The organism is Prauserella endophytica (genome assembly GCF_005146945.1).
In the GTDB taxonomy this organism is placed as follows: domain Bacteria; phylum Actinomycetota; class Actinomycetes; order Mycobacteriales; family Pseudonocardiaceae; genus Prauserella_A; species Prauserella_A endophytica.
Genome location: NZ_SWMS01000031.1, coordinates 1 through 20,348, shown reverse-complemented (window position 1 = coordinate 20,348; position 20,348 = coordinate 1). Strand labels below are relative to the sequence as shown.

Genomic DNA, 20,348 nt, shown 5'->3' with positions numbered 1-20,348 from the left:
CTTCGCGGCCGGTGAGCCTCAGCCGACAGCCGCCTCGTGGTCGAGCAGCCAGCGTTTGACGTCGAGACCCCAGCGAAAGCCGCCGAGCGCCCCGCCGATCCGGTACACGCGGTGGCAGGGCACGAAGAGTGCCGCCGCATTGCGTGCGCAGGCCAGCGCGGCACCCCGGATCGCGGACGGTCTGCCCGCGAGTGCGGCGAAGTCGCTGTAGGTCTGTGGTTTTCCGGCCGGGATCGTGCGGAGGACGTCCCAGGCGTGCTGGAGGAACTCTCCGGAGCGCTGCCGGACGGGGATGAGGTCGATGGCGTCGAGTTCACCCTGGTGGTATCGGCGCACGGCCTTGCTGACCGGGCCGAGGTCGCGCCGTCGGACCAGCTCGGTGGGCCTGAGCGCAGGGGAGATCCCGTCGACGAGCTCGCCGGGGTCGGCGGTCCAACCGGAACCGAGCACGGCTCCGTCGGCCGCTACCACGGCCGTGAACGGGCCAATCGGGGTGTCCTGTGTGGACCAGTGGGCAGTGCTCATGGTGCTTGTCCATTGCCTTTCGTGCTGGTGGGGGCGCTCGAGCGCCAGAGGTACATGCCCGCGTAGGACCGCCAGGGCCGCCAGGCCTGCGCTCGTGCGGTGAGTGCGGCGGGCGTGCCGTCGAGGCCGAGTGCGGCCGCGCCCTTGCGGATGGCGAGGTCGCCGTCGAGCAGGACATCGGGCTGGCCGAGCACGCGCATGAGCACGTAGTCGGCCGTCCACGGGCCGATGCCGGGTGCGGCCAGCAGCTCGGCACGCAGCTCGCCGGCTTCGCGGCCGACGTGGACGTCGAGGTCGCCGGAGGCGATCGCGGTGGCGACGTCGCGGATGGCCTCGATGCGCCTGAGCGGTCCGCGTAGTACCTCGGTCGCGTGCTCGGCGATCGCGGCTGCGGCCGGAAACAGCAGGCCGGGCTCGCCGTCGGTGGCTGTTACCGGCTCGCCCAGCTCGCTCGCGAGCCGTCCGGCGGCCGTGCGAGCGGCCGCGACCGAGACCTGCTGCCCGAGCATCGCGCGTAGGACGAGCTCCGTGCCGTCGACCGCGCCCGGTACCCGCATGCCCGGGATCGCGCTGACGAGCGGGGCCAATGCGGGGTCGGCGCCGAGGACCTGCCTCACGGCCTCCGGGTCGGCGTCGAGGTCGAGCAGCCTGCGGACCCGCGCGACGGCGTTGCCGAGGTCGCGGACGTCGGTCAGCCGCAGGTCGCACTGGACGTATCGCTCGGCCGGGGTCAGGCGGACGAGTCCGGTGCCGTGAGGCAGGCGCAACGTCCGGCGGTAGCCGTCGGTGACGTCCTCGACGCCGGGGACCGCGCGGGCGGCGAGGAACGCGAACAGGCCGTCGGCGTCGAACGGCTCGCGGAACGGCAGCCGCAGGGTCAGCCGGGCGCCTGCCGCCGACGGCTCGTCGCGGGGACCCGCCTGCTCGCGTTTGCCCGCCGCGGCCGCGCGCAGCTGAGTGGGCGTGGTGGCGAACACCTCGCGGATCGTGGTGTTGAACTGGCGCACGCTCGCGAACCCGGCCGCGAACGCGACATCCGTCAGCGGCAGCTCGGACAGCTCGATGAGGAGCCGGGCCGAGTGCGCGCGGTGAGCCCGCGCGAGCGCGAGCGGTCCTGCCCCGAGCTCGGCGGTGAGCACGCGGCCGAGCTGGCGTTCCGAGTAGCCGAGCCTGCGTGCGAGCCCTGGTACACCCTCGCGCTCGACGGTGCCGTCGGCGATCAGGCGCATGGCGCGCGCGGCGAGGTCGGCGCGGACGTTCCACTCCGGTGACCCGGGGACGGCGTCGGGCAGGCAGCGCCGGCAGGCACGGTAGCCACGCGACTGTGCCGCCGCCGACGTGGGGAAGAACTCGACGTTGCGGGCCTTCGGGGTCATCGCCGGGCACGAGGGACGGCAGTAGATGCCTGTCGTGCGCACGGCCACGATGAACTGCCCGTCGAAGCGGGCGTCACGCGACATCACGGCGCGATAGCACCGTTCGGTGTCGTGCCACAGGCTCTGGTTCGCTGGAACCGGAGCGGTGAGCTGCGTCATGACCGCGATCCTGCCACCAGGTCAAAGCCTCGACTGGCGGAAATCGGACATGACCGCGCTGCATGCGGCGCGGGGCGTCCGTAATGTCGGGACCATGACGGTTCGATCTGGAAAGCGCCAAGTCCGCACTTTCGCCGCCATCGTCGCCGCCGTGGGGGCGATCGGCTTGGCCTCCGCGTGTGACGAGCCCGCCCAGGATGACGACGGTGGTACGCAGCAGGAGGAGAACGGCGGCCAGAACGGCGACGACGACGGCCAGGACGACAACAACGACAACGACGACAACAACGAGAACAACAACAACGACAACAACGACGACAACGAAGACGACGGCCAGGGCGGCAACGACGACAACAACGACGACCGCAACGACGACCGCAACGAGAACGACGACGACAACAACGACGACAACAACGACGGCTGACGGGCGCCGGCCGGACGGCACGTACACTCCGTTGTCGTGAGTCTGACCCTCGGCATCGTGGGATTGCCCAACGTCGGCAAGTCCACCCTCTTCAACGCACTGACGCGCAACGACGTGCTCGCCGCGAACTACCCGTTCGCGACGATCGAGCCCAACGTCGGGGTCGTCCCCCTGCCGGACCCGCGCCTGGACAAGCTCGCCGAGCTGTTCTCCTCGGCGAAGACCGTTCCGGCGACGGTGTCCTTTGTGGACATCGCGGGCATTGTGAAGGGTGCGTCGGAGGGCGCCGGTCTCGGCAACAAGTTCCTCGCCAACATCCGCGAGGCCAACGCCATCTGCCAGGTGATCCGGGTCTTCGACGACCCGGATGTCGTGCACGTCGACGGGAAGATCGACCCGCTGTCCGACATCGAGACGATCAACACCGAGCTGATCCTCGCCGACCTGCAGACGCTCGAGAAGGCGTTGCCCAGGATGGAGAAGGAGGCGCGCACGAAGAAGGAGGCCCGGCCCGCCCTCGAGAACGCGCAGCGCGCGAAGGAGGTCCTGGACTCCGGCCGAACGCTCTTCTCCGCGCAGAAGGAGATCGACGCCGAGGGCCTCCGCGAGCTGAGCCTGCTCACGACCAAGCCGTTCCTCTACGTGTTCAACGCCGACGAGGGCGTACTCGGCGACCAGGCCAAGCGCGACGAGCTGAGCAAGCTGGTCGCCCCCGCCGACGCCGTCTTCCTCGACGCCAAGGTCGAGGCCGAGCTGCTGGAGCTGGACGACGAGGAGGCCGTGCGCGAGCTACTGGAGTCGGTCGGCCAGGCCGAGCCCGGCCTGTACGCGCTCGCGAGGGCCGGCTTCCACACGCTCGGCCTGCAGACCTACCTGACGGCGGGGCCGAAGGAAGCCCGTGCGTGGACGATCCCGCAGGGCGCCACGGCGCCGCAGGCGGCTGGCGTGATCCACACCGACTTCGAGCGCGGGTTCATCAAGGCCGAGGTCGTGTCGTACGACGACCTGGTCGAGGCGGGCTCGATGGCGGCGGCCCGTGCGGCGGGCAAGGTCCGCATGGAGGGCAAGGACTACGTCATGGCCGACGGCGACGTGGTGGAATTCCGCTTCAACGTGTAGTCGGGTTCCGGTCACGGATCGAGACTGCCTTGGAGCCGTATCGCGACAGTCGCGCGATCCTTTCCTTCGACGATGCTGCCGCAGAGCAGTACGCGGATGTGCTCGTGGCACGCGAAGCGGCGGGCCTTCCGATCAGCACGGCCGATGCGCAGATCGCGGCGATCTGTCTGGCGCACGACGCTACTTGCGCGACGCGGAACCTCAAGGATTTCGCGCACACCGGTGTCGATCTGCTCGATCCGTGGAAACAGCAGCTGTGACCAGGTCGGCGATCGAGGTCGTCGCGCACGGCTCCGGCGGACGGTCAGGAGCGGGTCGCGGATGCCGCGTAGCGGGCGGCCATCGTTCGAGCCGCCTCGTCGATGACGCGGAGGACTTCGTCGTCACTGAGCGACCAGTTGGCATGGACCAGGCGTGGCCAGAAGACGACGGTGGCGATCATCCCGAGGAACTGCGGGGCTGCCACGTCCGGATCGTCGACGTTGGCGTTTCCTGCCGCGTTCTCGGCCTTGAAGTAGCGCTTCAGGGCCGCGAGGACGGGCAGGGTGCCGAAGTCGAAGGTGCGCTCGCGCAGCTCCGGGAACCTCGGGGACTCGGCGATCACGAGCCGGATCAGGTCCGCCATCCGGGGGCGGGCTAGCAGTTCTGCGTACGCCATGCCCAGGGTGATCAACCCTGCCTGGAAGTCTCCTGGTGGAGGGTCGATGAGTTCCCCGTCCGGTGTGTCACCCGCTGCGAGCACGGTGGCCTCGAAGAGCTCCGACTTCGTCGGGAACTGCTTGAACAGCGTGGCCTTGGACACCCCGGCACGTTCCGCGACACGCGCCAGGGAGGTCCGGTCGTAGCCCGACTCGAGAAACAGGTCCGCGGCCGCATCGAGGATGGCCGACCGGTTGGAGGCGGCGACCTGGCGATGGTACGCCGAGATTTCTCGCGACATGTCCCCATTGTGCCACGGAGGTGAGTTGATTGACTCACCTCTCAGCGAGGCCTACCCTCGTTGAGGTGAGTCGATCGGCTCACCTCAATTGGAAGGTGCGGACAATGGCACAGGTGATCATCCACGCGACGGTGTCGCTCGATGGATTCATGGCCGACAGCGACGGCGGGACCGACTGGATGTCCGGCTTCCCCATCGCGCCCGAGGACGAGGAGCTCGTCGCGAAGGTCACGAAAGAGATCGGCGCGGTGGTCGGGGGAGCGAACAAGGCGCAGACGATCGAGGACGGAGAGGTTCCGTATGGAGGCAGTCTGCGGGTGCCGGTCTACCTCATGACTCACAGCGCTCACGAACCGGTCGAGAAGGATGGTGTCACCTACACCTTCGTCGTCGACGACATCGAGCGGGCGGTCGAGTTGGCCAAGCAGGCGGCCGGAGACGACAAGTCGGTGAGTCTCTTGGGTGGCAGCATCGCGAGGCAATGCCTGGCGCTTGGGCTGGTCGACGAGATTCAGCTGCACGTCGTGCCGATTCTGCTCGGCAAGGGCATCTCGCTATTCGCCGGCCTGGACAGGCGCGTCGACCTCGAGCGCGTCGAGACCGCCGCCTTTGCCGGCGAGGCGCACGTGCGCTACCGCGTCCGTTCCTGAGTGACCTCCGGAGAAACGGGGCCGGTCACTGCGGCGGCCTTCGGTGGCGACAAACGCCTGTCGCGGATGGCGCTCTCCGTGTTCCGCGGCCTTAACGGCATCGATCACACCGCGCCGGAGCACGATTCGCGACCTCGTGGTCGGCGCCTCCACGGCGTCCTTCCGTGTCCCGAGATCGCGGCAGGTTCGCCGCCTTGACGCGAGCACGCTAGCGCCGAGGCACCGGCGGACCGGGCGCCTCGGCTTCGGCGTGTGGTGGCTCAGCCCGCCGCGGCGAGCAGGATCACGAACAGAAGGGTGACGGTGACCGCGAACGCGGTCACGACGGCCTGCTGACCCGGTGAGAGAACGGGGGCGCGGTTCATGTGGTCCCCAAAATGACTGGTGGTGGGCGATTCACCCCTGAAAGCGCCTGACCCGTCCCCGTTGTTAGCTTCGGCGGTGAACTGTGGGCCAATTCACAATCGACGGCCTTTCGCGGTGTAGAACAGCACCGCGCCCGCCAGCGCGATGATGAGTGCGAATGCCCCACCGCCCACCACGAGCGCCTGCGTGATGTCGCTGCCCTCTGCGGTGGCCGCTCGCTCCCGGGTCTCCGCTGCCGCGGGCAGCGCCCCGACGCCGAAGACCATCAGCATCAGCAGCCCCGAGACGATCGAGAGCCTGCGATGGGACGTGGCACCCGAGACTCCGGATGTGTTGACAGCGTTGCTCGAACGGCTCATCGCGCACTCCCTTCCACCCTCTTGCGGCTACCCGGACAACGCGCCACGACACACCGGAGGTTGCCATCCCGGCGGAGATCACATCTCGTCGATCACCCCGTCGATCTCGGCGGCGAGGGAGATGTCCTTCTCCGTGATGCCGCCCTCGGAATGGGTGCTGAGCCGGAAAGTCAGTGTGCGCCAACGGATGTCGATGTCCGGGTGGTGGTTCTCGTTCTCCGCGATCTCGGCGACGCGGTTCACCACCTGGATCGCCTGTGAGAAGGAGGCGAGCTTCGCCTCGCGCCGGATGGCGTCACCCTCGCGCTGCCATTGGGGCAGGTGCCCCAGCGCTTCGTCGATGCGTTCGTCGTTGAGTACGTCTGCCATGCGTCCATGGTGGTACCGAGGCGAGTACGCTGCACGTTTGCCACGGGAGTCCGGCGAAGGCCGGGCTGAGAGGTGGGCGAGAGCCCACGACCGTTCGCACCTGATCCGGATCATGCCGGCGCAGGGAGGCCCCACTCCTTGCCGGGACGACGCCGGTCACGACAAGGAGGGTTGATGAGGTTCCTTCGTGCGGCGGCCGCACTGTCACTGGCCGGGCTGCTGACCGCGGGTTGCACCCTGACGGGTGGGAACGACGACCAGGAGGCCGAGGGTCCCACCACGGTCACGCTCGTCACGCACGAGTCGTGGGCGGCCCCGCAGGAGGTGCTCGACGCATTCGAGCGGCAGTCCGGCATCCGCATCCGCGTGCTGAAGGAGGGCGACGCCGGTGAGCTGACCAACAAGCTCGTGCTCACCAAGGCCAACCCGATCGCCGACGTCGCCTACGGCGTCGACTCGACGTTCGCCTCACGCGCGCTCTCGGAGAACGTCTTCGAGCCCTACACCAGCCCGGAGGCCGACCGCGGCCCGCAGCGGTACTCGGTGGACTCGCAGCACCGGCTCTCCGCGGTCGACGTCGGCGACGTGTGCGTGAACATCGACACCGGGTGGTTCGCCGAGCGCGGCCTGCCGGAGCCCGCGACGTTCGACGATCTCGCCGACCCGAGGTACCGCGACCTGCTGGTGGTGGAGAACCCCGCGACGTCGTCGCCAGGGCTCGCGTTCCTGCTCGCGACCGTCGCCCGTTACGGCGAACAGGGCTGGACGGAGTACTGGCAGCGCCTGAGGGACAACGGCGTGCAGGTGGTGAGCGGCTGGACCGAGGCGTACACGCAGGAGTTCTCCGGCTCCTCGGGCCAGGGCCCGAGGCCGATCGTGGTGTCGTACGCGTCCTCGCCGGCCGCGGAGATCGGCGACGACGGCAAGCCGCGCACCAAGGCTCTGCTCGACACGTGCTACCGGCAGGTCGAGTACGCCGGGGTGCTCGCGGGCGCCAAGCACCCCGACAAGGCCGGCAAGGTCGTCGACTTCCTGCTCTCCCAGCAGTTCCAGACCACGGTCGCCGAGAACATGTACGTCTACCCGGCGCGGGAGGGTGTGGCGTTGCCGTCCGGCTGGGCGCAGGCCGCGCCGCTGCCGGAGGACCCCGCGTCGCTGCCCGGCGAGCAGGTGCAGGCGGGCCGTGAGCGGTGGATCGAGCAATGGCGCGCGCTGCTGGAAGGCTAGGAAGGCCAGGACTCCGCGCGGGTCCGCGAACCTCGGCCGCGGGCGTCACGGCGCTCGCGGTGGTGCCCATCGCGTTCCTCGTGGTCTTCTTCGCGTGGCCGGTCGTGGCGATCCTGCGGCTCGGCTTCACCGACGGCGGCGTCGCCAAGGCACTCGTCGAGGCGCAGACGTGGCAGCTCGCCGCGTTCACCGTGGCGCAGGCGGCCGCCGCGACCGTGGTCGCCGTCGTCCTCGGCTTCCCCGTCGCCTTCCTGCTGGCGCGCGTGCGCCTGCCTGGGACGGCGCTGGTCCGCACGTTCGTGCTCGTGCCCTTCGTGCTGCCGACCGTGGTGGTGGGGCTCGCGTTCCGGGCGCTCTGGCCGGACGGCGGAGTGACCACGATCGTGCTGGCCAACGCGTTCTTCAACGTCGCCGTGGTAGCGCGCACGGTCGGCGGCCTGTGGGCGCACCTCGACCGGCGGGCCGAGGACGCGGCGAGGGCGCTCGGCGCGTCGCCGTGGCGGGCGTTCCGCACGGTCACGCTGCCTGCGCTCGCTCCGGCCGTCGCGTCGGCGGCCGCGGTGGTGTTCCTCTTCTGCGCCACCAGCTTCGGTGTCGTCCTCATGCTCGGCGGGTCGCGCTACCGCACGCTGGAGACCGAGATCTACCTGCGCACGGTGAACCTGCTCGACCTCTCCGGCGCCGCCGCGCTATCGCTCGTCCAACTGGCCGCCGTGCTCGCCGCGCTGGCCATCGGGGCGCTGGCGCGCAGGCGCAGGGAGACCGCGGTGCGGCTGCGGTCGAAGGCCGAGACGGCGCGCCGCCCGGAGGGTCGCGAGTGGTGGGTCGTCGGAGCGGCGTTCGGGGTGCTCGCACTGCTGCTGGCACCGATCGTCGCGCTCGTGCTGCGGTCGGTGTCCTCACGCGACGGCTGGAGCCTTGCCGGTTACCGCGCGCTCGCGGGCAGCGGTGAGGACGGCACGCTCGGCGTCACCGGCTGGGACGCCGCGCTGAACTCGCTGCGCACGGCGTCCGACGCGACCGTGCTCGCGCTCGTGATCGGCGTGCTCGCCGCCGGGACCCTCGTGGCGCTGAGGCGCTCGCCGGGGCGGGGAGCGCGCGCGACGGGCGAGGCCATGGACGCCGCCCTGATGCTCCCGCTCGGGGTGTCGGCGGTGACGGTCGGCTTCGGTTACCTGATCACCCTCGGCGAACTGCCCGGTGACCTGCGGACCTCGCCACTGCTCGTGCCGTTCGCGCAGGCGTTGGTGATCATCCCGCTCGTGGTGCGGATGGTGCTGCCGGTGCTGCGATCGGTGGACGAGCGCCTGCGCCAGGCCGCGGCGACGCTCGGAGCGAGACCGGCCCGGGTGTGGCGCGAGATCGACCTCCCGCTGGCGGCCCGCTCGCTCGCCGCGGCCGCCGCGTTCGGCTACGTCGTGGCGCTGGGCGAGTTCGGCGCGACGAGCTTCCTCGCCAGGCCCGACGCCCCGACGCTGCCGGTGGCGATCGGGGCGCTCGTGAGCAGGCCGGGCGAGCTGAACAGCCAGCTGGCCTATGCCTCGTGCACGTTGCTGATGCTGGTGACCGTGCTCGTGGCGACGTTGATCGAGCGGTTGCGGGCGCCGCAGGCGCAGGTAGGGGAGTTCTGATGCTGACGGTCGACGGGCTGACGGTGACGTACGGGTCGTTCACGGCCGTGCGCGACGCCGCGCTGGAGATCGCCGACGGTGACGTGCTGGCCCTGCTCGGGCCATCCGGCTCCGGCAAGTCCACGCTGCTGAGGGCGATCACCGGCCTGGAGCCCGCGGCGACCGGATCCGTGCGCTGGGACGGCGCCGATCTCGGGCGCGTGCCCGTGCACCGGCGCGGCTTCGGACTGGTGTTCCAGGACGGGCAGCTGTTCCCGCATCGCGACGTCGCGGCCAACATCGCGTTCGGCCTGCGCATGCACGGCGTCGCCAAGCCGGCGCAGCGGCAACGGGTGCGCGAGTTGCTGGAGCTCGTGGGGCTCACGGGCTACGAGCGGCGCAAGGTCACCGAGCTCTCGGGTGGCGAGGCGCAGCGGGTGGCGCTCGCGAGGGCGCTGGCGCCGAGGCCAAGGCTGCTGTTGCTCGACGAGCCACTGTCGGGGCTCGACGCGGAGCTGCGCGAACAGCTCGCCCTCGACCTCGCCCAGGTGCTGCGTCAGGCCAAGATCACGACCCTGCTCGTGACCCACGACCAGGAGGAGGCGGCGACGCTCGCCGACCGGCTCGCCGTGCTCGACGGCGGGCGGATCCAGCAGATCGGCGACGTGCTCGACGTCTGGCGCCGCCCGGTCGACGAGCGGGTCGCCCGGTTCCTCGGCGTGACGACGGTGCTGCCGGGCGAGGCCGCGAACGGCACCGTCACCTCCGCGCTGGGCGAGGTGCGCCTGCCGTGGGCGCCGGACGGCGCGGTGTCACTCGGCCTGCGGCCCAACGCCGTGCGGGTGGCGGCCGACGGGGTGGGCGCCGAGGTGCTGAGCAGGGTGCACCGGCGCGATCACGTGCGCCTTTCGGTGCGACCGGACATGGGACCGGCGCCGCTGGACGCGGTGGCCCCGATGGCCGAGCCCGCGCGGGCAGGCGAACGCGTCCGGCTGGCGCTCGACCCCGACGGCGTGGCGGTCATCTCGAGGTAGGGCGCCCCGCGGGTGGCGCCGCGTCGTAGAGCCGGATCGCCGCTTCGACGCGGTGCAGAGATGAGCCCGGCCGCAGTGAAGGCCACCTTCACTGCGTTGAATCAGACTCAGCGGCGCGGAGCACCTCCGTCTGGGTGGTGGAGGGAGACGGGCGGGCGCAGGCAAGGTGGCCTTCACTGCGGTCAGCCGCACCGGTCAGCCGTCCTTGGTGCTGAGGCGGGCGTAGGCGAGCGACAGTGCGATCGCGATGTAGCACCCCGCCCGCAGGGCTCCCTCCGCCAGCGCTCCGCCCGGCATCGGGTCGCGCAGCACGTCGCCGAGGTCGGTCCAGGAGTGGTTGAGCAGGAACGGGTGCAGCCAGTCGAGCGCGTCGAGCAGACCGAGCACCGAGAACACGATCACGCCGCCGAGGACGGAGGCGAGCACCACCATCGGGTGCTCGGTCCACGCCGAGATCGCCAGCGCCACCGCGCCCACCGCCCACAGTTGCAGCGCGACCCAGCCCGCGGCGATCGCGACCTTGAGCAAGGCGGCGGGGAACGAGAGTGTGGTGCCCGACAGTGTGAACAGCGAGCCGGTTCCGTTGATCACCAGCCCGGTGAGCACACCGGTCAACGCCATCACCACCGTGGCCGTCACCGTGAAGACCGCGACGCCGATGGACTTGACCAGCAGCAGCCTGCCCCGGCTCACGGGTCCCAGCAGCCAGCCGCGCAGCGTGCCGTGCGCGCTCTCACCTGCCAGTGCGTCGGCACCGGCCATCGCCGCGCTCAGCGGCAGCAGCAGGCCCAGCGCCATCGCGAGCGTGCCGATGGGCAGCACGAGCGCGTTGCCGCCCGCCGTGGCGAGCAGGGACTCCCCGCCGCCGTCCCCGCCTCCCGGCGGTCCGGGAGAGTCGACCAGCGTCAGCGCGATCCCGACGATCACCGGGATCACCGCGAGCAGACCGAGCACCACGAGCGTGCGCGGCCTGCGGAAGATCCACCGCAGCTCGGCGCGCACGAGCCGCGCGAGCGACGCGTGCGCGCGCCCGGCGACCGGCACGGCGGGAGCCGTCGCGACCTCGGTCATGACCTGACCTCCCCCTGTGGCTCCTGCGTCAGCCGGGCGAAGAGGTCCTCCAGCCCGGTGCGGTCCCGGCGCGCCTCGTGCACGTCGACCCCGGCGTGCACGAGGGCCGCGACCACCTCCGGCGGCGTGGTGGCGGTGAGATCCACCCGCACGCCCCCCGGGGTCAGCCGAGACGGGATCCGCTTGCTCCGCAACGCCTCCATCGCGGCGGTGCCGTCCGGTGTGGACACGAGCAGCGCGGGAGAGCCGGACTCCAGCAGCTCGGCCAGCTCGCCCTGCGCCACGACGCTGCCCGCCTGCAGCACGGCGACGTGGGTGCAGGTCGCCTCGACCTCGGCCAGCAGGTGCGACGAGACGAGCACCGTGACCCCGGCCGCGTGCAGCTCGGCGATGATCGCGCGCACCTCACGGGTGCCCGCCGGGTCGAGCCCGTTGGTCGGCTCGTCGAGCACCACCATGCGCCTCGGCACGAGCAGCGCTCCGGCAAGACCCAGCCGCTGCTTCATGCCCAGCGAATAGCCGCGGTAACGGCGGTTCGCCGCGTCGGCGAGACCGACCCGCTCCAGCGCGTCGGCCACGGCGCCCGCGATGTCCGATGTGGCCAGTCGCGGTTCCGCCGCCGCCATGCGCAGCAGGTTCTCCCGGCCGGAGAGGAACGGGTGGAAACCGGGCCCCTCCACGAGCGCGCCGACGTCCGGCAGCGCGTGCCCGGCCTGTTCGGGGACCGGGTGGCCGAGCAGGCTGACCTGCCCCGCGGTCGGCCGGACGAGCCCGAGCAGCATGCGGATGGTGGTGGTCTTGCCGGAGCCGTTGGGGCCCAGCATGCCGAGCACCGCGCCCTCGGGGACGTCGAGGTCCACGTGGTCCACCGCGACCGTGCGGCCGTACAGCTTGCGCAGCCCCCTCGTTCGCGCGGCCAACGGCACGGGCGGTGTGGACGCCGCCTCTGCGACGTCCACACCGGTGACCTGGGTGGACGTGCTCACCGTTGCGCCAGCGCGTCCGTGAGCACCTGCTGGGGCACGGCGCCGACCGCGAAGCGGCCGTCGTCGGTGACGATCGCGGTGCCCACCTTGGTCTCGATCGCGTAGCCGGAGCCGAAGTCACCGCTCACGCGCTTGCCGAGCCGGTCGAGCAGGCTCTGCACGTCGCGGCCCTCGGTGTCCTGCGCGGCCGTGAGATCGGCGGGCACGGTGCCGGTGTACACGGTGTCCCAGCCCTCACCGGAGAACTCGCCGATCGCGCCGGCCGGCATCCGCTCGTCGTGGGCCCGCGGCCGCTCCTCGGTCACCGTCGCGCCCTGCGGGGGCGTGAACTGGAACAGGTTCGCAGGCTGCTGCCCGAAGTCGATGTCGGTGAAGCCGATCTCCAGCGCGGGCTCGGTGGTGCCGTTGGTCAGCACCGACATCCGCAGCGGCACGCGGGTCTCGGAGTCGACCGCGATCCGCACCTCCCGCAGGAGCGTGCGCTCCGACGGCTTCGGCGTGAGCACCAGCTCGTAGGCGGGGCGGTCGGCGACCGATGCGGTGCCGTCCACGCTGACCGTGCTGCTCTGCCGCACGTAGTCCAGCAGCTGTCCCGCCGCCGACGTCGGGTCCGAGAACCCTTCCTGTGCGTGTGCCCGGTGCTCCCGCGTCTCGGCGGGCACCGTCAGCTTCGTCGCGGAGTTCTCCGCGGAGTCGTAGGACCACACGGTGCCGCCGTTCTGCACCACCGTCAGCTCGCTGCTGCCCTGTTCCAGCGCGATGCGGCTGCCCTCGTCACCGTCGTGGTAGACCCGGGCCGACTCGACGTCGAGCACCGGCAGTCCCGGCATCGACGGCAGGCCGAGGTCGTTCTCGATCCGAACGTTGCCCGCCAGCGCGGGAATGTCGGCCCGCAGCACGGAGCTGACCAGTTCCTGCGCGCTGACCGGTGGCAGCTCCGGCGCCTCCTCCGCACCGGCCGGCATCGCCATGACGGCCAGCCCCGCCGCCCCGATCGCGGTGCCTGCCACGGCGACGGTCACTGCTCGCTTCTTCGGGTTCACTGCCCCTCCTGTGGTCAACGTAAAGTGTGCCCCTTTTTCCGCCACCGAGCCTGCGCTTCACGCACTGAGACCGGCCTGAGATGCTGAGAACCGGCTGAGAGCACGCGCACGGGACCGCGTAAACCGGCATCCTGAGAGCGTGAAGCCTCGAGTTCTGGTGGTCGACGACGAGCCCGGTGTGCGCAAGGCGCTGCAGCGGGGGCTCGGCGCCGAAGGCATGGACGTCGTCACGGCGGCGGACGGGCCGAGCGCGCTGCGGCTGGCCCAGACCGGCGCCTTCGACGTGCTGCTGCTCGACATCATGCTGCCCGGGCTCTCGGGCTACCGCGTGCTGCAGGCGCTGCGTGCGCAGGGAGTGCACACGCCGGTGCTGCTGATCTCCGCGAAGGACGGCGAGGTCGACCAGGCCGACGGTCTGGATCTCGGCGCCGACGGCTACCTGGTGAAGCCGTTCTCGTTCGTCGTGCTCGTCGCGCAGGTGCGGGCGGTGCTGCGCAGGGCCGCCGCGCAGGGTGTGCGCGGGCTGCTGCGGATCGGCGGGCTGACTGTGGACCGGGCAGCGCGCGAGGTGCGCTGGCACGACGATCCGGTGGCGCTGAGCCCGAGGGAGTTCGCGCTGCTGGAGGTGCTCGCCGGGCGGGCGGGCACGGTGGTGACCAAGGACGAGCTGCTGCGGGCCGTCTGGGGCGACGAGCAGGCGGCTACCCGCAACGTCGTCGAGGTGTATGTCGGCTACGTGCGGCGCAAGCTCGACGCCGCGGGTGCCGGTGCGTTCGTCCGTACCGTGCGCGGACACGGCTACGTCGCGTCCGACCCGGAGCTCGACCAAGTGACCACGGGGTGATCTCTCCACGCCGCTGGTGGCTGCGGCGGACGCTGCGGTTCCGGATCACCCTCGTGGCCACCACGATCACGCTGGCGTTGCTCTTCGGGCTGGCGTTGCTCGCGGGCAAGGCGCTCGGCCCGCTGCTGGTGAACTCCGTCGACGCGGAGCTGCACGCGGCGCTCGACACCGCGAGCACGACGGTCGAGCGGGGCAGGGTGCCCAGCGCTCCCGAGGGCATCGACGTGCGCGTGCTCGACACCGCGGGCGCCCCGGTGGACGGGGGAGAGCCGGTGCGGCTCGACGCCGGGGACGTGAGCGCGCTGAAGGCCGGGCTGCCGGTGAGCACCGAGTTCACCGGTGAGGTCACCACCAAGCTGCGCTGGCTCGGCGCCGTGGTGACGGCACCGGATGGCTCGCAACGGCTCGTGGCGGTCGGCACGGCGATGGTGGGCTCGGAGGCGGCCAAGACGAACGGCGCGCGCTGGCTGCTGCTCGTGGCGCTGGTCGGGGCGCTCGTCGCGACGCTCGCGACGTGGCTCGGGGTGCGCTCGGCGCTGCGCCCCGTCGGCCGGATGCGCCGCTCGGCGAAGGACCTGCCGCCGGGCGGCAGGCTCCCACTGCCGGAGGCGCACGACGAGCTGCGCGCTCTCGCTTCGGACTTCAACGCGCTGCTGGCGAGGCAGGAGGAGATCAGCGAGCGGCTGCGTCGCTTCACCGGCGACGCCGCGCACGAGCTGCGCTCACCCGTTGCGTCGATCCGGGTGCAGGCGGAGGTGGCCGTCACCAACCCCGATCCCGACCTGGCGCAGGAGACGCTCAGCGACATCCTGGAGGAGGCCGAGCGCCTCTCCGCGCTGCTCGACGGCCTGCTCGCGCTCGCGCGTTCCGACGCGGGCGAGGTGCCGCCCGCCGAGCCCGTCGAGCTGGTCACCGAGGCGCGCGACGCCGTGGCCAGGCTGCCCCATGGCTCGCCGTCGGTGCGGGTGAGCGCCGTGGTGCCGCAGGCGTGGGCACTCGCCACGCACGCCGAGGTGGAGCTCGTGCTCAACAACCTGCTGCGCAACGCGTGCCGCTACGCCGACTCACAGATCGTGGTGTCCGTGCTCGCCTCGCGCTCCCGCGTGCGCGTGGTGGTGGACGACGACGGACCCGGCATCGCGGCGGAGCACCGCGAGCGGGTGTTCGACCGGTTCTACCGGGTGTCCGACGACCGCGCGCGCACGTCCGGCGGCAGCGGGCTGGGCCTGGCGATGGTGGCCGAGGCCGCGCGCAGGCGCGGCGGGCGGGTGACGGTGGGGGAGTCGCCGGACGGCGGCGCCCGGTTCCAGGTGAGCTGGCGCAGGCACGCACGCTAACGTCCTCCGGCGTGAAGCCCGTGGTGATCGTCGGAGCCGCCATCGTCCGTGACGGTGCGCTGCTCGCCCAGCAGCGCGCGTACCCGGAGGAGGCGGCGGGGCTGTGGGAGCTGCCCGGCGGCCGGGTCGAGGAGGGCGAGCCGGAGGAGGCCGCCGTGCGCCGGGAGTGCGCCGAGGAGCTGGGCGTCGCGGTGGAGGTGGGCGACCGCGTCGGCGCCGACGTGCCGTTGCCGGGAGGGAAGGTGCTGCGGATCTTCGCGGCGACGCTCGCCGAGCCGTCGGCGCGGCCGCACGCCGTCGAGCACAGGGCGCTGCGCTGGGTGGGCACCTCGGACGTGGCCGGCCTCGACTGGCTGCCCGCCGACCGCGTGCTGGTGCCCGAGCTGGAGAAGTTGTTGCGCGACACCGGGTCCGCATGATCGAAAACGCAGGTCAGCGGGCGGTTAACAGGTATCACCGAGGGGCTGCGGGCTTACCGTGAGGATATGTATGTCGTGCTGCTCACGTACACCGCGCCCCTGCCGGAGATCGACTACGTGCTGCCAGACCACGTCGAGTGGGTCGCGAGGCAGTACGACCACAACCACCTGCTGGCCTCGGGCCGCAGGGACCTGCACCTCGGTGAGGTGATGATCGCAAGGCCGATGGCCCGGCTGAAGCTCGACGCGATACTCGCCACGGACCCGCTGGCGGCCAGCCACCTGGCCCACTACGAGGTGGTGGAGTTCTCGGCCACCCGGACCTGCCCCGAGCTACGCCTGCTCAACGAGGCCATCCCGCGCTAGCGCGCCGTTCTCACGCGGCCTTGGCGATGTCGGCCTTGGCCTTCTTCAACGCGAGCACAGGACACTTCTTGCAGCGCGGCTTGGACTTGCAGCACTTCTTCTTGACCTTGCCCGACTTGATCAGCTTGCGGACGACGGCCTTGGGGTCGTCATCGCCCCCGTGCTTCTTGCCCACGGATCACACTCCACGCCGGTCGATTCCTCAAGTCAGGTTAGGTGAGCCTATCCTTGATCGAGGTGTGGCGCTGGGCACAATGGTAGCCCGGCTATCCTGGAGACGACCATCGTTGGCCTCGAGAGCCGATGGCCGCCCCCGTTCTCTTCCCACAGGAGTCGACGCGTGCCCGCAGTCACCGCCGAGAAGGTCCGCACGGACCTCCGAAACATTGCCATCGTGGCGTGTGTGCCCTCACCTGCGGTTTTCTGATTTCCATCGGATTCCAATCGGTTCCAGTGGTTTACGGTGTATCTGCTGGTCAGACCGCATCTTTGGCGGCGTCTTCGCCAGTCGATTCCAGTGCATCGCCGTTGAGGTCTGCCCCACGTTTGCCCCACGGGTCTGCCCCACGGTCCTCGTCGTGCCCCACGGCTGCCAACGGGGGACGCTCGCCCAGGGCGGCCATCGCTTGCGCGCGTACCTGTGGCGACATCTGGACGTAGCCCTGCGTCTCTCGGATATCGGCGTGGCCCATGATCCCGGCGAGCATGAACACGTCCATCCCTCCCCGCGCGGCTCGTGTGCCGAACCCTCGACGGAGGGCGTACATGTTGGCGTTCGCACGCGGCATCTCGGCGCGCTCGGCGGCCCGTCGCATCGCCTGGCCCAACGCGTCAGGGTGCATCACCCTGCCTCGCGCGGTCAGGAACACCAGGGCGCTGCTGCACGCCTCTCCGTCTGTGTGCTGGAGACCGCACCCCGCTGACCGATCACGGTCGCCCATTCGCCGGCGCACGATCTCGATCGCTTTGGAAGTGAGCGGCACTCCGCGTGCGTCTTGGTCCTTCGGTATGGGCCGAATCACGCGTCGCCGGTGTACGAACGTCTCGACGACGTCCATCCATCCCTTTTCCAGGTCGCACCGGTGAATGTGCAAGCCGCAGAGCTCGCCTGGGCGTAGACCTGTTTCGAGCCCGAATTCGACGGCGTCCTGGTAGTCCTCGCGCAGATCGAGCTGTGCAGCGTGGCTTGTCTCGACATATGGCTTCGGCTTCTTGGGGATCTTCGGGAGCTTGATTCCCACGCACGGCGATGCGTCGAGGACCTTCTTCTTGACGGCGATCGACATCGACACTGAGAACACCGCGTAGATCCGCCGGGCGTAGCGCGGCGACATGCCTGGTCGGACGCCGAGGCCGCGTTGCTTGTCGTCGACCCACTCCTGCACGTCATCGTGAGGGATCTTGTTCAACGGGGTGTCGCCCCACTTCGGCCGCAGCCAGTTCTTCACGATGTACTTCTCCGCCGTGGCGGTGTCGGACTCGTCGAACGTGCGATCTACCACGATGGTGTCCCACCAGTGACCCCACTTGATCGAGGCGGGCAGAGCGCCCTGCTTAACGGCCGCCGTTCGACGGGCCTTGACCGCCTCCTCCTCCGCCGCCTCGATCGCGTCTTTCTTCCGTTCGAAGAGGGAGCCGTCGGGTTGAGTCACCTTGTGCTTGACGCCGTGCTGGTCGCGGTACCGGCCGCGCCACCCAGTTGCCAGCTTCTCAGCCCAGGCCACGACGGCTCCCGTGCGTCACGAGAGCCTGAGCACGCTCAGAGCGTGGGCTATCACGCCTCGGCCCTCGGCCCGCTTGGTCTGGGCAGGCAGGTCGGAGGGCGGGTCGTCTACGTCTGGCTTCTCGCCACCCGTCGGTGATGTGTCCGGCGGAGTGGGTGCGGTGCCACCGGGCGGGGCCGGGTCGGTGGGCGGCGATCTGTCGGCGGGTGGGCTGGGCGTCGGTTCCTCGGTGCTTTCCGTGGGGGCCTCTTCCGTTGGCGAGATGCGCTCCTCCTGGGCGACGCGTTCGGGTGCGGTCCGCTCGGCGGTCGATGTCGGGTGAGTTGGCGCACTCGTGGGCGAGGGCGGCGTTCCCGCGTTGTCGGCGACAGTGCTGTTGGACACGGTCGCGGTCTCGGGCAGGATCCGAGGTTCGGCGTCGGACTGAGGGGCCGCCGGCGGGGTGTGGTCGACCGTCCGAGTCGACAGCACCACGGCAGTCAACGCGACCACGGACAACGTGCTGGCGTACATCAGGACCGCGGGGCGGCTGGCTCCACGCTTCGGTGGCGTTGGTTCGCTCCGATCCGCGTCGCGAAGGGCCTGATCGACCTCGGCGTACGCCTGGACCCACGGGAATCGTTCCGCGAGGGTGCCGTGAATTCGTTGACGGTCGCGCCGTCGCTGCCACCAGATGGCGACGAGAATTGTCGCGAGCATAGCGACAGCAGTGATTGAAATGTGGAATTCGGGAAACACCCTGCATGGCTACCTGCGTTTCCTTGTCTGCGGAAAGGATGTTTCAGGATTGTTACTAGGGGTTGCGACATGCGGGTGGTTTCGCTGGTCGGGCTGTAACACGCGCCGCTCCTCGTCGAGCGCCTTGCGGTATCCACGGAGCAGTTTCAGTTTTTCGCGACGAGCCAGCGAAGAATTGATGATCATTTCCTCGTAATCGTCCTGCGGTTCCATCTCGTCGCGTTTCGGTGTCGCGACGGCCACACCGGAGGGCAGCTTGTCGATCTCGCCCGTTTCGAGGTAGCTCCTGATGCAGCCCGTGGGCCATCCAAGGCCGCTCTCGATGTCGAGGTAGACGCCCTCACCGACGCGTTCACTTCCGATCTCGGCGTTCGCGACGCTGCTCTCACTGACGCCGATCGCGTCGGCGAACGATCGGGCGCTCTTGTGGCCGGCGGCTCGTCGCGCCGCCTTGATGCGGCGGCCGAGTGTCTTCCGTCGCGTTTCCATGTGGGCAGAGTAACCCAGAAATTTACAGAGTGGGCGCCCTCTACCTCCTGGTTTGGTTCCCGTCCACACCGTATGCATACCCAGAACATTACAGAATTTCTCAGGTTGTGCAACCTTAGTGCCGCGAAGATCGTTGACGAGTCTGGAAATCTCTGTAAGAGTCTGGGCATGGCAGTCGACACCAACCGGCTCAGGAACAGGCGCGATGAGCTCGACCTCACCAACGCTGAGGTCGCACAGCAGGCGGACATTTCGCCCGGCTACGCCGAGAACATCATGTGCGGCGCTGACAAGCCCTCGCGACGCTTGATCTTCCGGCTCGCTCGGGTGCTCAAGATGCCCGCCGACGAGATTGACCCCGAGATCAACGCAGGGAAGCGCACATCCCAGGGCGATCCTTCCGAGCCACCGAACCAGCCGAAGAACGAGCCGACCCGCCCGCCGCGTCGGCAAGACCACGAAAACGAGACCAAGGGGCCCCGGCGGGTCCAAGCCGAGGCTGTGGCCTGACGTGGCCGAATCCCCGTGGATGACGACCGCCCAGGTCGCCGCGTACGCGCAGCGCCACCAGGAGACCGTGCTGCTCGCGTTGCGCCGGGGCCTGCTGGTCGGTGTGCAGGCGGCCGCCAACTGCTCTTGGCGCGTGCACCGGAAAGAGGTCGACAAGTGGATCGCTGCTGGATGCCCGTCGAAGCCCAGCGGCAAGCACAAACCCCACAAGATTCGCGCCGCATGACTCCCCGGCCCGCCGCTGACTTCCCCCGGTGGCGGGCGGGGGCTCCACAACAGGACGGCGGCCCGGTGCTGCAACACCGGACCGCCCAGACACGAGAGGAACAGCTCTCATGCCCGACGAGAAGGGTACCGCCCGCGAATGGTTCGAACCCGTGCTCAAGCCGGAGCCCACTCCGGTGTACGAGCAGGTCCGCGCCGACGTCGAGGGCCAGGCCGACGAGCACGCCAACGCATCGGGCGGCGACCGGTGAGCGCGCGCTGGTCGGAGCGGCAGGACGGCCGCGACGCCGGGCGCGTCGAGTCGGTCGCGTCCCCGACGACGCCGGGTGGCGGCGCGGGATGCCCGATCGTCGCGATCCCGCTCGGGTTCGCCGGGCTGTACGTGCTCGTGCACGCGCTGGTGTGGCTGGGCCGGGCGGTGCTGCCGTGGTCGTGATC

27 protein-coding genes and 1 riboswitch are annotated in these 20,348 nt (G+C 70.3%); of the genes, 15 read left to right on the top strand and 12 right to left on the bottom strand.

All coding sequences use genetic code 11. From position 1 onward, the window contains the following. Positions 1 to 18 precede the first annotated feature (18 nt). Both FCN18_RS33720 and FCN18_RS33715 read right to left on the bottom strand, forming a co-directional pair. Positions 19 to 525: a methylated-DNA--[protein]-cysteine S-methyltransferase gene (locus tag FCN18_RS33720; protein ID WP_137097063.1), complete on the bottom strand. Its 507-nt coding sequence runs from the start codon at positions 523 to 525 to the stop codon at positions 19 to 21. Then, a complete protein-coding gene (locus FCN18_RS33715) occupies positions 522 to 2,060 on the bottom strand; it encodes a DNA-3-methyladenine glycosylase 2 family protein (protein WP_137097062.1) in 1,539 nt (512 codons plus the stop codon). The genes FCN18_RS33720 and FCN18_RS33715 overlap by 4 nt, the downstream gene beginning before the upstream one ends. Here FCN18_RS33715 and FCN18_RS39870 point away from each other — a divergent pair. From FCN18_RS39870 to FCN18_RS33695, 3 genes are read left to right on the top strand one after another with little or no spacing between them, the layout of a single operon-like run. After that, positions 2,059 to 2,484 (top strand): hypothetical protein, encoded by a 426-nt coding sequence (locus tag FCN18_RS39870; protein WP_206078039.1) that lies wholly within the window; start codon positions 2,059 to 2,061, stop codon positions 2,482 to 2,484. The genes FCN18_RS33715 and FCN18_RS39870 overlap by 2 nt on opposite strands. Before the next feature lie 36 nt (positions 2,485 to 2,520). After that, positions 2,521 to 3,603 carry a redox-regulated ATPase YchF gene (gene ychF / locus FCN18_RS33700; RefSeq protein ID WP_137097061.1) on the top strand — a complete coding sequence of 361 codons (1,083 nt, stop codon included), beginning with the start codon at positions 2,521 to 2,523 and terminating at the stop codon, positions 3,601 to 3,603. A gap of 29 nt (positions 3,604 to 3,632) precedes the next feature. After that, positions 3,633 to 3,863 carry a PIN domain-containing protein gene (locus tag FCN18_RS33695; protein ID WP_206078038.1) on the top strand — a complete coding sequence of 77 codons (231 nt, stop codon included), beginning with the start codon at positions 3,633 to 3,635 and terminating at the stop codon, positions 3,861 to 3,863. Between the two features lie 44 nt (positions 3,864 to 3,907). Here the strand turns inward: FCN18_RS33695 and FCN18_RS33690 are convergent, their stop codons facing one another. Beyond that, positions 3,908 to 4,543 (bottom strand): TetR/AcrR family transcriptional regulator, encoded by a 636-nt coding sequence (locus FCN18_RS33690; RefSeq protein ID WP_112270885.1) that lies wholly within the window; start codon positions 4,541 to 4,543, stop codon positions 3,908 to 3,910. 104 nt (positions 4,544 to 4,647) lie between these two features. On the opposite strand from FCN18_RS33690, the gene FCN18_RS33685 reads away from it, so the two are divergent. Then, positions 4,648 to 5,193: a dihydrofolate reductase family protein gene (locus tag FCN18_RS33685; RefSeq protein ID WP_112270886.1), complete on the top strand. Its 546-nt coding sequence runs from the start codon at positions 4,648 to 4,650 to the stop codon at positions 5,191 to 5,193. A gap of 458 nt (positions 5,194 to 5,651) precedes the next feature. Here FCN18_RS33685 and FCN18_RS33680 read toward each other — a convergent pair whose 3' ends face one another. Together FCN18_RS33680 and FCN18_RS33675 are read right to left on the bottom strand one after the other, a co-directional pair. Further along, on the bottom strand, positions 5,652 to 5,918 hold the full coding sequence (locus FCN18_RS33680; RefSeq protein WP_323808391.1) for a hypothetical protein: 267 nt from the start codon (positions 5,916 to 5,918) through the stop codon (positions 5,652 to 5,654). Between the two features lie 78 nt (positions 5,919 to 5,996). Continuing rightward, complete coding sequence (locus FCN18_RS33675; RefSeq protein ID WP_112270888.1) at positions 5,997 to 6,287, bottom strand: 4a-hydroxytetrahydrobiopterin dehydratase; 291 nt, start codon at positions 6,285 to 6,287, stop codon at positions 5,997 to 5,999. 32 nt (positions 6,288 to 6,319) lie between these two features. Then, positions 6,320 to 6,431: riboswitch (TPP riboswitch) on the top strand. Between the two features lie 30 nt (positions 6,432 to 6,461). Between FCN18_RS33675 and FCN18_RS33670 the strand changes: the two genes are divergently transcribed. The 3 genes from FCN18_RS33670 to FCN18_RS33660 are packed head-to-tail and all read left to right on the top strand — an operon-like array spanning position 6,462 to position 10,158. Further along, a complete protein-coding gene (locus tag FCN18_RS33670; RefSeq protein WP_113644982.1) occupies positions 6,462 to 7,514 on the top strand; it encodes a thiamine ABC transporter substrate-binding protein in 1,053 nt (350 codons plus the stop codon). Next, positions 7,490 to 9,145: an ABC transporter permease gene (locus FCN18_RS33665; RefSeq protein ID WP_112270890.1), complete on the top strand. Its 1,656-nt coding sequence runs from the start codon at positions 7,490 to 7,492 to the stop codon at positions 9,143 to 9,145. The genes FCN18_RS33670 and FCN18_RS33665 overlap by 25 nt, the downstream gene beginning before the upstream one ends. Next, a complete protein-coding gene (locus FCN18_RS33660; RefSeq protein ID WP_137097060.1) occupies positions 9,145 to 10,158 on the top strand; it encodes an ABC transporter ATP-binding protein in 1,014 nt (337 codons plus the stop codon). Before FCN18_RS33665 ends, FCN18_RS33660 begins: the two co-directional genes overlap by 1 nt. Positions 10,159 to 10,353: 195 nt before the next feature. Here the strand turns inward: FCN18_RS33660 and FCN18_RS33655 are convergent, their stop codons facing one another. The 3 genes from FCN18_RS33655 to FCN18_RS33645 are packed head-to-tail and all read right to left on the bottom strand — an operon-like array spanning position 10,354 to position 13,258. Further along, positions 10,354 to 11,229, bottom strand: a complete 876-nt coding sequence (locus FCN18_RS33655; protein ID WP_112270892.1) for an ABC transporter permease subunit — start codon at positions 11,227 to 11,229, stop codon at positions 10,354 to 10,356. Beyond that, positions 11,226 to 12,215, bottom strand: coding sequence for an ABC transporter ATP-binding protein (locus tag FCN18_RS33650; protein ID WP_113644980.1), 990 nt, complete (start codon positions 12,213 to 12,215; stop codon positions 11,226 to 11,228). The genes FCN18_RS33655 and FCN18_RS33650 overlap by 4 nt, the downstream gene beginning before the upstream one ends. Then, on the bottom strand, positions 12,212 to 13,258 hold the full coding sequence (locus FCN18_RS33645; RefSeq protein ID WP_137097059.1) for a LolA family protein: 1,047 nt from the start codon (positions 13,256 to 13,258) through the stop codon (positions 12,212 to 12,214). The genes FCN18_RS33650 and FCN18_RS33645 overlap by 4 nt, the downstream gene beginning before the upstream one ends. A gap of 139 nt (positions 13,259 to 13,397) precedes the next feature. Here FCN18_RS33645 and FCN18_RS33640 point away from each other — a divergent pair, with 139 nt between their 5' ends. The 4 genes from FCN18_RS33640 (at position 13,398) to FCN18_RS33625 (ending at position 16,224) form a co-directional block, all read left to right on the top strand. Beyond that, positions 13,398 to 14,102 (top strand): response regulator transcription factor, encoded by a 705-nt coding sequence (locus FCN18_RS33640; RefSeq protein WP_112270895.1) that lies wholly within the window; start codon positions 13,398 to 13,400, stop codon positions 14,100 to 14,102. Continuing rightward, the gene (locus FCN18_RS33635; protein ID WP_113644978.1) at positions 14,099 to 15,439 is read left to right on the top strand and encodes a sensor histidine kinase; all 1,341 of its coding nucleotides are present in this window, start codon (positions 14,099 to 14,101) and stop codon (positions 15,437 to 15,439) included. The genes FCN18_RS33640 and FCN18_RS33635 overlap by 4 nt, the downstream gene beginning before the upstream one ends. A gap of 11 nt (positions 15,440 to 15,450) precedes the next feature. After that, positions 15,451 to 15,858 (top strand): (deoxy)nucleoside triphosphate pyrophosphohydrolase, encoded by a 408-nt coding sequence (locus FCN18_RS33630; protein WP_228714256.1) that lies wholly within the window; start codon positions 15,451 to 15,453, stop codon positions 15,856 to 15,858. A gap of 66 nt (positions 15,859 to 15,924) precedes the next feature. Next, complete coding sequence (locus FCN18_RS33625) at positions 15,925 to 16,224, top strand: YciI family protein (RefSeq protein ID WP_112270897.1); 300 nt, start codon at positions 15,925 to 15,927, stop codon at positions 16,222 to 16,224. 10 nt (positions 16,225 to 16,234) lie between these two features. On the opposite strand, the gene FCN18_RS39570 is transcribed toward FCN18_RS33625, so the two are convergent. The 4 genes from FCN18_RS39570 to FCN18_RS33610 all read right to left on the bottom strand — a co-directional run bounded on the left by FCN18_RS39570 (position 16,235) and on the right by FCN18_RS33610 (position 19,175). Continuing rightward, complete coding sequence (locus FCN18_RS39570) at positions 16,235 to 16,399, bottom strand: hypothetical protein (RefSeq protein WP_170200634.1); 165 nt, start codon at positions 16,397 to 16,399, stop codon at positions 16,235 to 16,237. 301 nt (positions 16,400 to 16,700) lie between these two features. Further along, complete coding sequence (locus FCN18_RS33620; RefSeq protein WP_137097058.1) at positions 16,701 to 17,948, bottom strand: tyrosine-type recombinase/integrase; 1,248 nt, start codon at positions 17,946 to 17,948, stop codon at positions 16,701 to 16,703. A gap of 15 nt (positions 17,949 to 17,963) precedes the next feature. Then, a complete protein-coding gene (locus tag FCN18_RS33615; protein ID WP_137097057.1) occupies positions 17,964 to 18,419 on the bottom strand; it encodes a hypothetical protein in 456 nt (151 codons plus the stop codon). Between the two features lie 276 nt (positions 18,420 to 18,695). Beyond that, the gene (locus tag FCN18_RS33610) at positions 18,696 to 19,175 is read right to left on the bottom strand and encodes a hypothetical protein (RefSeq protein WP_137097056.1); all 480 of its coding nucleotides are present in this window, start codon (positions 19,173 to 19,175) and stop codon (positions 18,696 to 18,698) included. 168 nt (positions 19,176 to 19,343) lie between these two features. Between FCN18_RS33610 and FCN18_RS33605 the strand changes: the two genes are divergently transcribed. The 4 genes from FCN18_RS33605 to FCN18_RS33595 all read left to right on the top strand — a co-directional run bounded on the left by FCN18_RS33605 (position 19,344) and on the right by FCN18_RS33595 (position 20,346). Then, positions 19,344 to 19,685, top strand: a complete 342-nt coding sequence (locus FCN18_RS33605) for a helix-turn-helix domain-containing protein (protein ID WP_158303226.1) — start codon at positions 19,344 to 19,346, stop codon at positions 19,683 to 19,685. A gap of 19 nt (positions 19,686 to 19,704) precedes the next feature. Then, on the top strand, positions 19,705 to 19,911 hold the full coding sequence (locus FCN18_RS33600) for a MerR family transcriptional regulator (RefSeq protein WP_206078037.1): 207 nt from the start codon (positions 19,705 to 19,707) through the stop codon (positions 19,909 to 19,911). Between the two features lie 109 nt (positions 19,912 to 20,020). Beyond that, positions 20,021 to 20,161, top strand: coding sequence for a hypothetical protein (locus tag FCN18_RS39315; protein ID WP_158303225.1), 141 nt, complete (start codon positions 20,021 to 20,023; stop codon positions 20,159 to 20,161). Further along, the gene (locus tag FCN18_RS33595; RefSeq protein WP_137097054.1) at positions 20,158 to 20,346 is read left to right on the top strand and encodes a hypothetical protein; all 189 of its coding nucleotides are present in this window, start codon (positions 20,158 to 20,160) and stop codon (positions 20,344 to 20,346) included. Before FCN18_RS39315 ends, FCN18_RS33595 begins: the two co-directional genes overlap by 4 nt. Positions 20,347 to 20,348 lie beyond the last annotated feature (2 nt).